At 34.7% G+C, this 10,216-nt stretch carries 11 protein-coding genes; 1 reads left to right on the top strand and 10 read right to left on the bottom strand.

Features of this window, described 5'->3' with window-relative positions; genetic code table 11:
* Positions 1-331: 331 nt before the first annotated feature.
* Positions 332-769: a D-aminoacyl-tRNA deacylase gene (dtd, locus tag U9P79_05335; GenBank protein MEA2104051.1), complete on the top strand. Its 438-nt coding sequence runs from the start codon at positions 332-334 to the stop codon at positions 767-769.
* A gap of 245 nt (positions 770-1,014) precedes the next feature.
* On the opposite strand, the gene U9P79_05330 is transcribed toward dtd, so the two are convergent.
* The 10 genes from U9P79_05330 to U9P79_05285 form a co-directional block, all read right to left on the bottom strand.
* Positions 1,015-3,489: a lamin tail domain-containing protein gene (locus U9P79_05330; protein ID MEA2104050.1), complete on the bottom strand. Its 2,475-nt coding sequence runs from the start codon at positions 3,487-3,489 to the stop codon at positions 1,015-1,017.
* A 36-nt stretch (positions 3,490-3,525) separates the two neighbouring features.
* The gene (locus U9P79_05325; protein ID MEA2104049.1) at positions 3,526-4,572 is read right to left on the bottom strand and encodes a DUF4837 family protein; all 1,047 of its coding nucleotides are present in this window, start codon (positions 4,570-4,572) and stop codon (positions 3,526-3,528) included.
* Entirely contained in the window at positions 4,562-5,128 is a 567-nt protein-coding gene (gene pgsA, locus U9P79_05320; GenBank protein ID MEA2104048.1) for a CDP-diacylglycerol--glycerol-3-phosphate 3-phosphatidyltransferase, read from the bottom strand. The genes U9P79_05325 and pgsA overlap by 11 nt, the downstream gene beginning before the upstream one ends.
* 36 nt (positions 5,129-5,164) lie before the next feature.
* Positions 5,165-5,995, bottom strand: coding sequence for a hypothetical protein (locus tag U9P79_05315; protein MEA2104047.1), 831 nt, complete (start codon positions 5,993-5,995; stop codon positions 5,165-5,167).
* Positions 5,988-6,758 carry a methyltransferase gene (locus tag U9P79_05310; GenBank protein ID MEA2104046.1) on the bottom strand — a complete coding sequence of 257 codons (771 nt, stop codon included), beginning with the start codon at positions 6,756-6,758 and terminating at the stop codon, positions 5,988-5,990. Before U9P79_05310 ends, U9P79_05315 begins: the two co-directional genes overlap by 8 nt.
* A 21-nt stretch (positions 6,759-6,779) precedes the next feature.
* Entirely contained in the window at positions 6,780-7,223 is a 444-nt protein-coding gene (gene dut / locus U9P79_05305) for a dUTP diphosphatase (protein ID MEA2104045.1), read from the bottom strand.
* Entirely contained in the window at positions 7,223-8,113 is an 891-nt protein-coding gene (locus U9P79_05300; protein ID MEA2104044.1) for a farnesyl diphosphate synthase, read from the bottom strand. The genes dut and U9P79_05300 overlap by 1 nt, the downstream gene beginning before the upstream one ends.
* Positions 8,114-8,131: 18 nt before the next feature.
* Positions 8,132-8,353 carry an exodeoxyribonuclease VII small subunit gene (locus U9P79_05295; protein MEA2104043.1) on the bottom strand — a complete coding sequence of 74 codons (222 nt, stop codon included), beginning with the start codon at positions 8,351-8,353 and terminating at the stop codon, positions 8,132-8,134.
* Positions 8,354-8,442: 89 nt separating this feature from the next.
* On the bottom strand, positions 8,443-9,069 hold the full coding sequence (locus tag U9P79_05290) for a thiamine diphosphokinase (protein ID MEA2104042.1): 627 nt from the start codon (positions 9,067-9,069) through the stop codon (positions 8,443-8,445).
* A 16-nt stretch (positions 9,070-9,085) separates the two neighbouring features.
* The gene (locus U9P79_05285) at positions 9,086-10,027 is read right to left on the bottom strand and encodes a M23 family metallopeptidase (protein ID MEA2104041.1); all 942 of its coding nucleotides are present in this window, start codon (positions 10,025-10,027) and stop codon (positions 9,086-9,088) included.
* Positions 10,028-10,216: the final 189 nt, after the last annotated feature.

Genomic DNA, 10,216 nt, shown 5'->3' with positions numbered 1-10,216 from the left:
CCAAGCCGGTTAGTTTGAAGGCGATTCCACCAATTCTTACGACAATAAATGAAATCAAAATTAATAGTATAAAAAAAACTAAATTCATAGCAATTCTCCATATTAAATTAAATTGGTGCCCATCCGTCTTGATCTGTGTCGAATCTATACTTTACGGATAGATACGAATTCATGAACAAAATAATTTTGTATATTTCTGTCAAGAAATGTTTTTTCAGATATTTAGTTTTGCTTCCCGCACACCAGACAGTGCAAGCGTACCACACTTGTTTTGATTGACAAATATCTACCAAATTTTTTGTTAAGCAAAAAAAACGGAATGGAGAAATTTATGCAAGTTCTCATTCAAAGAGTAAAACGAGCATCGGTAAAAGTTGATGGTCAAATTATCTCAAGGATAGGAGAGGGGCTTTTGGTATTTTTGGGAATTTTTAAGCACGATACGAAAGATAAGTGCGAATATTTAGCCCGAAAAATTTCTAAGCTGCGTATTTTTGAAGATAAGGCCGGCAAGATGAATTTGAGCGTAAAAGACGTTGACGGAGAAATTTTGCTTGTATCTCAATTCACCCTTTGTGCAAATTGCAATAAAGGAAATCGTCCCAGTTTTGATAATGCTGCTCCGCCGGATATAGCAAAAATGTTTTATTACGAATTTGCAGATTTTTTGAAAAAAAACGGGATTGAACCTCAATTGGGCTCTTTCGGCAGTTTAATGGAAATTGATTTGTTAAATTATGGTCCTGCTACTTTTTTACTGGAAAAGTAGAGGGGGCGGTTTACACCATAAGTATCCACCCTTTTTGATATTTCCCCGTTCCTTAATATAGTTATCAGAAATTTTATATCGTCTATTCTTTTTTTCACTCTCCCGTTTTTTTTAATTTCTTGTGAATAGTTTGGTGCGAATATGGTAGAGAAAGAATCTCTTTTATTCTTCTTGCTCTCCAAGGTCTGTTGCATTTTTTGATTTGGTATATTTTCATTAGAAGAAGCCGATCCAATAAAAGCTTACTATTTTTCACCAATAACCATTGTTTTTACTTTGTGGTAAACTTTCTCGCTATTTTTTCCACCAGCTTCAAGGTGAATAATGTAGATTCCTACAGGCATTACTTTTCCGGCTTCATCTTTGCAATCCCATAAAAGCGAGCCTTTTGAACCAACCCAATCTTGATCGGCAATTATTTTGATCAACCTGCCTTTTACATCGAAAACACGCACGTTTACTTCGGATATTATTTCCGGCAAATTGTATTCGATAAGAACCGATCGCTTTTCTCGTAAGGAAATTGGGTTCGGTGTAATTGACAGTTTCACATCATGCCCTAATTGATGAACAAATATGCTATTTTGCCTTCCGGGAGTAGCACCAATTTCTGCAACGGAACTTTCCCAGTTTGAGGGATCGTTACTGTTATGAATGGGATTCACCCTTTCCAAAGAATTGTTTTCCACTTCTCCCCAATCCGCATAATAGCGAATGCTATCGAGGCGTGAACCATATTCGTCCAATAAAATTAATTTATCTTCGCTGTTATTGAGGGAAGGCAAACCTTCCGCAAAATGCAACGGATATGATTCGTCGGAAAAATACTTATCTTTTATAAAGTTGGAATCAGATAAATCGGACAATAAAATAATATATTCATCGGGTAGAATAACAAAATTTTCCATATAAATTTCCACCGTATTTGTAAAATCAGCAATTTGCCAACCAACTATTTCTAAGGGATAAGAAAAATCGTGAAATACCTCCAACCATTCGGGTTCGTCACCGGAAGGAGCGCTCATTATTTCGTTTATACAAATCGGATAATTTTGAAGAGAGTTGAATGTAGTAAAAATTTGATCATTTTCCTCTTTCAAATCATTTGCACAATGCAATATAAAACCGAATCTGTAATAATCCTTTTCAATATTTTCGAGTGTAAAAGAAATTTCTAAGGAATCTCCGGATGAGAGAGATAAATTTGTCGAGAAAATAATTTCATTTTCTTCATATTCATCATCAAAATCATCTAAAAAGAAAATCGCTAATGCATTTTCAATGTCTTCAAATCCTACATTTTTACATACACCCAATAACGTAATATTATTAGCGAACACATCTTTTTTCAAACTGATTGCACCCAGATCATAACTCGCTGGTGTAACACTGTTTATTTCACCGGGAGTTGCTCCGCAAGTGTCTGTGCAAACTTCCCAATTGTTTGGCAGATTCTGAAACGGGTTGATTCTTTCCAAGGAAAAATTTGGAGGACAAGAATAATTCGCAGGAATGTAATAAACCGAATCAAGCAATGTGCAGTTTGAGTCTGCGAAAACAACCGCATCAGGTGTGGAATTGTTCAAGTTAGACCAATCATCAGTTTGAAATAGCCGCAAATTCTCATTATAATAATTTTTTACAGAAATTGTATCTTCGGCAATAATGGCGTATTCACCCGCAGGCAGTAGTTTATTTGTACAAATCAAATTCCAGTTATTTCCGGAATCCTTAATTTTCCACCCGAACAAATTAAAATCTCGTTCTGAACGATTGTAAATTTCCACCCACTCCGCATTTGGTGATTCGGGACGATACAAAAATTCATTAATGATCAGCGGAGTTATACCAAGTAAAATTGAAGCCGAAGCAAAATTATTTTGCGGTTCATCATCTTCGGGGAAAATAATTTCCACAGATAGTAAATTGTAACCGGCAGATAGCGTGCCGATATTTTCAGTAATAGTAATGTTTTGTTGTGGTTGGAGTGCGGTCGGATAATTTCCTTCAAGCAATAAATTTTCATCCCAAAAAATCCGATAACTCCATTCTTCCGACTGAACGGTGATTTGTGAATTGTTTTGTGCTTCAAAGGAAACTATTATCTCATCAAGCGAATCCGGATTTTCCGGTAAAATTTGGATAGATAAAATTTCTAAATCCATCACCAAATTATTGGCACTACCCGGGTTTGGTTCTGCACAATCAAAAAAATCTTGCTCACAATTATTCGTATCATTTCCATCAGGAAAGCGGATGAGCGAATGCCCATCACCCACATTGGGAGCAAAATAAATTCCAGGTTGATTTGCATCTCCGGGAAGATTATTTCCATTGGGTGAACTATACAGAATTGTGTCAATTGTATCCCCGGAGGCAGAGATCAATCTTATCCCTTCAGTGTGGCTTCCACCATTGTAAAAATTCAACTCTGTAATTATATCTGCCTGCGGAACATATTCTTCGCCGATAATGAGAAACTCTCCGGAACCAATAATTACGTCGGGAAAGGTGAAATCTATCGCGAACCCACTACCGCCCGTTTCGATTTGCCACTGGCTTAAATTTTGTGAAATTTGTCCTGAATTAAATATTTCTATCCACTCATAACCCGTATCACTTCCCGGATGGTTGTAATATACTTCGTTTATTTTTATCTGCTGACCAACGAGAGAACCGGACAATAAGATGGCAATTAAAACAGAAAAAACAATTTTCATAGCGTATTCCTCCTAAAATTTTAAAAAACCTACATTTTATTTTTTTGTGTGAAATGTTTTACTAATAATCTCCAGCTTCATTAGGGCTATCAATTTATCCCCTTCCGGGAAATAAACGGAATTATCAATTAAGTAGGCAATTTTTTGTTCCTTATCATAAAAAGCAAAACTGGCAAACGCTCCACCGGTGCAGTTTGTCTCATTTTGCCATTTCCCAAAAAGTTTGAATCCGTTAAAGGACTCAAATTTATATTTTTGCTGAATCACATCTTTTAGATAGAATTCATCACCCTCATAATATTTTTTTCCGATCATCAATCTCTTATTCCGAAGCCATTCCTTGTTTACAATATTTTCCGGCATTTTTTCCCAATAAATCCCAAGGAATCTATCGGGATATTTTTTGACTCGCAGTAGATAGGAAACAAAATTCGATTCATCATCCCTTTTAAAAGTAATATATCCTTTTGGCAATTTCAATTCCCACGGATAGTGTTCTCGTTCATATTCCATTTCTTTTTTATTCAAGCCTGTTTTATAAACTAATCTTTTCAATCTTTGCATCCTCCGATTTTGAAAAACTTCAAAAATCCGAGTAATATTCTCGAAAGTGTAGAGCAGTACCGATTCTACGTCTTTTCCAATAACAAAAATCACAGTTTGATTTTGCACCCAAAGATCTTTTGTGGCTATCATGGTTGCAGAAAGTGAGTCGGAAATTGTGGCAACTTTATCAGGCAGAAGTTTCTTCACATATTCGGAAACGGGCTTATTTGAATGAACATCACAAAAGAAAAGGAGGTTGGCAAATTTGTAATTTTGCTTAATGGCAGCAATTTTTTTTCTTTCTAATGTGAAATATTTTTCATTCGAGGTTGTATAAAACATTCGTTCCAGATTCTCGTGCAGTTTTAATTGCCCATAGTCCCAGATTTGATTGTCTGCAAACGCATAAATATCGTTAAATTTTCCCCAGGAAAATGGTTTGTGAATGTTCGGACGATTTTTATCGCTTCCTGATTTTCCGCAACCAAACAGTGTGATAAGTATTAGGGTTAAAAATAATAAATTTCTAATTTTCATTTGTGTTTTTTCTCCACGTTTGTTTTAAATAAATCGCAGCCGAGAACCAGCTAAGGAACGCTGCAAGATAAAAAAGCCAGATAATTCCGGTTGAGATAAATGGTATCGGCTCTATGAAAAAACTTATGTAAACTTTGTAAACAAGGGTAATGATTATTGCCACCATTTGTTCTGTGGTTTTTATCTTTCCAAAAATATTAGCTGCCAGTACGATATTTTTTCGGGATAAATAATTTCGATATAAAGTAAGAAAAATTTCCCTTAATAAAATGATTGCAACAATCCACCAACTCAAAACATCCCAATAAACAAAAATAAGCAGGGCAGCCACAACCAATAGTTTATCAGCAAGCGGGTCGAACATTTTCCCAAAATTTGAAACATAATTATATTTTCGAGCAATCATACCATCAAAAGCATCTGTGAGCGAAGCGAAAACAAACAGAATCATGCTTGTTAGGTAATATTCCTTAAGGGCAGAATATACAAAAAATGGAATGAAGACAATCCGCAAAATTGTGAGCAAATTGGGAATGTTATGCTTGTACTTTTTCATTAATTATTTTGATCTTTCTTTTTTACCACGAATGCACTAACTTTTTTTGTCACCAATTAAATTCAATAACGAAATTATGAAATACAGACCGATAAGTCCGAAAACGTAATAAAAACTGCTATTAAATTTAATAGAATTTACGTATAAGAAATTGAGAATTTCACTTCGCCAAAAATAGAGGGGAAGCAAAAAAGCCATCAATAAAAACAGCAACATATAAAAAAATTCCAAAATCAAATGCCAAATTTTATATAAATGTTTTGAACCGGCAAGTTTCCATTCGAGCCATTTTTTTCTGCACTGAATTCGAATTAAAAGTCGAATTAGTAGGATCATCACTCCCGCTAAAATTATAATGAGATAAAAGGGATATAGCCGATACTTGTAAAAAATGTCATTCCAATATGTAAACATTGTTAATTTTTTCTGATTATAGTCAAAATATTTTACACCTTTTTTGGAGGAAAGGTAATCAGTCAAATTCAGAAATTGAGAGGTGGAAAAATTCTTTCCCGAAAAATTAAAAATCATCACATCCGGTATTTCACTTGAGTTCACCCAGTTGCTGAGATTTTGTATATTGTTCGCCTTTTCCAATTCCAAAATGGCTTCCCCACCGGAAGTATATTCCATATTATTGATCTTAAGATAATCTCCCACACTTTCCTGCAAATCCCTGCGGTTTATATTATGTTCAAGATAGAGCAACAATTTGATACTCGAAAAATTATTAGCTAATTTGCGTTCAATTCGTTTTTCGGAGTAATAAGTCAGAAAAATTAATCCACTGGAAACCACAAGGATTATTGAGATAAGAAAGAGGTGGAAAAATATTTTAGTGTATAATTCGATGAATTTTTTAATCATAGTTTCTTATCTTTTGCACCACAGCCACAAATAGATTAAAATTATTTTGTGCAATAATTTCCGAAAATTTGTTTGGAGGCAAAAACGAATTTTGGGGACTGGATTCACCCTTTTTTGGTTTTTGAAATTTCGGCATAAGATTTATTTTTACTTCATTAGCATAATTTTGATAGAATTTGTAAGCGATCGGCTTGAGATTATCTCTTCTTTTGTAAAGTTCGCTATCAAATTGTAAGCATCGTGTTTTGGGATAAATGACAAAGCCCATTCCATCGAGTTTTAGCAAGTAGGAAAAAATGTCCAAGATATCCACGAGAGAACAAAGAATTTCGTGTTTTGCAATTTGCCTTTCTCTGATCGGGCTCAAGCGTCCCTCGTTCGGTTCAAAAAAAGGAGGATTTGAAAATGCTATTTCAAAAGTTCCGGGAGAAAATTTCTTTGCGACATTTCTGCCGTCCATGTGGATTAATGTAATTTTAGGGGATAGTTCACAATATTTCACGTTTTTTTCTGCAAGCTCATATAGGGAAGATTGAACTTCGATGGATGTAAGAGAAATATTTTCTCGCTTTGCAGCAAGCAAGATGGAAATAATTCCACAACCGGTACCGAATTCAAATGCGTTTCCTAAGAAATTTTTACTTGTGTAATTAAGAATACAATCTTGGAGAATGAGAGAATCTTCGCTACTTCTATATCCGTTTTTATGTTGAAATATTTTTAGATCGTTGTAGAGAAGGTCATCGTAAGTGTATTTGCACATTCTCAGATTTCCGGGAGAAGATCAATCCGTTAATCCCGTATGCCCGAAACCTCTGGCGTTTCTCTCAGTTTCGTTTATCTCGTCAGTTTCTACGATTTCTATTTGTGGAACCTGCAAAAAAACTATCTGAGCAATTCGCATCTGTTTGGTAATAACGAAATCTTTCATTCCGTGATTTATTAGGATCACTTTCACTTCGCCTCGATAATCTGCATCAATCGTTCCGGGAGAGTTCAAAACTCCGATTTTGTGCTTAATTGCCAAACCGCTTCTTGGTCTTATTTGTGCTTCAAAACCGGGGGGGATTTCAAGGGAAAATCCGGACGGAATTAATTCAACCAATCCTGGTTTCAGGATTATCTCTTCCTTGATGTCTGCGAAAATATCATAGCCGGAAGAGTGGGGAGTTTTCTTAATCGGCAGTTTGGCACTATCGGTATTTCTTTTTATTTTAACGTAATTCATTAGAATTGGCGAGTTGCTATAAACTCGCAGATTTTTTCAAGATATTCTGCTTTTGTTCCATAATATGAGATTATTTCTCTTGCTTCGTTCTTCAATTCATCCACTCGCTCTTTGGACGCCTTCATACCCCAAACTTTCGGGTAAGTTGCTTTACCGCTTTGCGTATCAGCACCGGTTTTTTTCCCCAGCAGCTGGGTATTACCTTCTACATCCAAAATATCATCAACGATTTGAAACATCAGGCCAATTTTTTTCCCATATTCATCTACACGTTTGATATCATCTTCACGAGCCTCTGCAAGGATGGCGCCATAAAGGATCGAAGTGTTAAGGAGTTTCCCTGTTTTATTCAAATGAATATAATCCACGATTTCTTTTGTAACCTCTTTATGTTCACTCTCAATATCCACAACTTGTCCACCGATTAAACCCGTAGTCCCAGCAATTTTGGCGAAATCATGTATTAGGGTATTTTTTTGTTTTGGAGAAATTTTTAGCATCATAAGAATTTTGAATGCTTGCAAAAGTAGAGCATCACCAGCAAGCAATGCCATATCTTCTCCAAATTCAATATGACAAGAATTTTTCCCGCGTCGTTTATCGTCATTGTCTATATCCGGCAAATCATCATGAATCAAAGAATATGTATGAATCAGTTCAACAGCAGCGGCAAGGGGTAATATTCTTCTGTCCATGTGTCCGAATAATTGATAAACCGTAATTGTGAAATAGGGTCGAATTCTTTTTCCACCGGCAAAAAGTGTATGACGCATAGCTTTGTGAACAATTTTCGGATATTCATCCTTACGTGGCAAAAACCGATCAATGATAATGTTTACGATTTCTCTTTTTTCCTTAACATCCTTTTTTAAACGCATCATTTTAGTCATTTCGTTCTCCCAAATAACTTACCTATCAGATTTCTTGATAGATGTCTTTTTCTGTGATTCTTGCAACAAACTAATTTTATTCTCAATTTTTTCCAATTTTTTCGAGCAAGAATTTGCAAGTCCTATCCCCTCTTCATACAATTGAATAGATTCATCCATATCAATATTTCCCTCTTCAAGTTTTTCTACGATTTCTTGTAATCTTTTTATCGAATCTTCAAATTTTATTGTTTTGGGCATAATTTCCTTTTCTAATTGTCAGGGAACAGTCCTCGATTCTATTCGTTACGGTTTGATCAAGGACGTCTTCAAACAAGATTTATTTTTCGCTATCTTTCAATAATGCAAATCAAGATGCCTGATTTAACGGCGATAAAGATTTTATTTTCTGTATTATAATTACTAATTCCTCTGCTGCTGGAGCGATAAAGTCTTTCATTTTGAGTAGAATATTCCAGACCTTTCGTATGGGCAATAAGAACAGAATCGGTCAATGGTAACAAGGAGATGTTTTTTTTTTTGGTGATTTCAATCTCAAAATCATTGTTTATAAAAAATATTCGGTTTTTTTTGTTGAGCAACATAAAATTTGCCTGATTGATAAATTTTTCAATAATAAATATATTTGCCAAAGAATGCTCAAATTGTCCGTTTATGCTATTTACAATTACCAAATCGTTAAATCCTTTTGAAATACAGAATTCCACTGCGAGTTCAGTGTCACTTTTATCTTTTCTAAAAGGGAATTTAACAATTTCCGTTTTTGAGGTAAGAGATTTGAAAACAGAAGGATAAATAGAATCGCAATCCCCAACGAGAGCATCAATAGGAATTCCATTTTGAAACAGAAAGTTTGCACCCCCATCAGCAGCAACAATGTAGCAATCCGATAATTTGCTGATATTTAATGTGAAATTATTATAATTATTATTACAAAAGATGTATGCTTTATCCAAATCTAAGTTTTTACAATTACGAAAGATATTTGCTATCTACAAAAATAGTGGATTTATTTTTATTGAAATATCTTACCGGATTTTTAGATTTTCCATAAAAATGGACTTCGTAATGAAGATGGGAACCTGTTGAAATGCCTGAATTTCCAATCTCTCCAATAATTTGATTTTTTGTAACTTTGTCACTCCGTTTTACATGAAATTTTGAAAGGTGACCAAAAAAAGTTGTATAACCGTATCCGTGATTGATTGATATGTAATAGCCATAAATTTTATGATAACCTATTTCTGCAACGGTTCCATCAGCTGCAGAGTGAATCAATCCACCGTAATGACCAGCAATATCAGTGCCGTGATGAAATTCCCTTTTTTTTGTAAACGGGTTGGTTCTGTAGCCATAACCATCGGTAATTCTACCGAAAGCCGGTTTTATAGAGGGAGTGTGTTTGAAAATCTCATTTTTTACATTGACAAATTTATCTACTTCATTGTAACTGAATTTTTCAAAACCGACTTGTCGTTGTAGTTCCCCTATCTGTTGCAGTAAATCGTTGTGAAGCGAAAAAATATCTTGATTGGAATTATAAAAAAGTGAATCAATATACTGAATTCCCCCAACACCCATTTGACGAATATCTTCATCAATAGGTTCCAAACCTTCTAATTTCCTTACCCGTTTATCTGTATTTTTTAGGGATTCTAAGGTGTATTTAAGAGTGTCAATGACGGAAGATAAGTGGCTCATCTCTTCTTCAAGTTTTTTATTGTACGATTGAACTTTGTGGAATTCTTTTCTATCTAATTCTTGGGTAAAAAACAAATATGTCATTACTCCACTCGCAATCACGAAGAGTGTAACGAAGGTAAAAAATATTGTTGCAATGGCTTTGGGGAAATGAATCTCCCTTACGACGTGGGAGGGGTTTCCGCTAACCAAAACGTGCCAATTTTTATTCATAAAGGTTTGCCTAATATTCTCAAACAGAACTTATTGATATACACTTAATTAAAAGATAAAATCTGTAATCATGCCAATCTCTGTCAAGTTTATCGGATTTGAAACCAGATTGCATTTTATAACATTTTTTTGAAAAAGAATTCTTATGAAAGAAGCAAAATTTGAAACAGGATTTTAGCTTTCGAAGGA

The organism is Candidatus Cloacimonadota bacterium (assembly GCA_034661015.1).
Lineage (GTDB): Bacteria > Cloacimonadota > Cloacimonadia > JGIOTU-2 > JGIOTU-2 > JAYEKN01.
Note: the sequence above shows the minus strand (reverse complement) of the source record. Positions and strands in the feature narration are given on the sequence as shown.

Bases quoted from the DNA above. Each gene is read 5' to 3' on its own strand.
- U9P79_05285 (MEA2104041.1), bottom strand. From the start codon at position 10,027: ATGAATAAAAATTGGCACGTTTTGGTTAGCGGAAACCCCTCCCACGTC.
- dut (MEA2104045.1), bottom strand. From the start codon at position 7,223: ATGAATTACGTTAAAATAAAAAGAAATACCGATAGTGCCAAACTGCCG.
- U9P79_05295 (MEA2104043.1), bottom strand. From the start codon at position 8,353: ATGCCCAAAACAATAAAATTTGAAGATTCGATAAAAAGATTACAAGAA.
- U9P79_05325 (MEA2104049.1), bottom strand. From the start codon at position 4,572: ATGAAAATTAGAAATTTATTATTTTTAACCCTAATACTTATCACACTG.
- pgsA (MEA2104048.1), bottom strand. From the start codon at position 5,128: ATGAAAAAGTACAAGCATAACATTCCCAATTTGCTCACAATTTTGCGG.
- U9P79_05310 (MEA2104046.1), bottom strand. From the start codon at position 6,758: ATGTGCAAATACACTTACGATGACCTTCTCTACAACGATCTAAAAATA.
- U9P79_05315 (MEA2104047.1), bottom strand. From the start codon at position 5,995: ATGATTAAAAAATTCATCGAATTATACACTAAAATATTTTTCCACCTC.
- U9P79_05330 (MEA2104050.1), bottom strand. From the start codon at position 3,489: ATGAAAATTGTTTTTTCTGTTTTAATTGCCATCTTATTGTCCGGTTCT.
- U9P79_05300 (MEA2104044.1), bottom strand. From the start codon at position 8,113: ATGACTAAAATGATGCGTTTAAAAAAGGATGTTAAGGAAAAAAGAGAA.
- dtd (MEA2104051.1), top strand. From the start codon at position 332: ATGCAAGTTCTCATTCAAAGAGTAAAACGAGCATCGGTAAAAGTTGAT.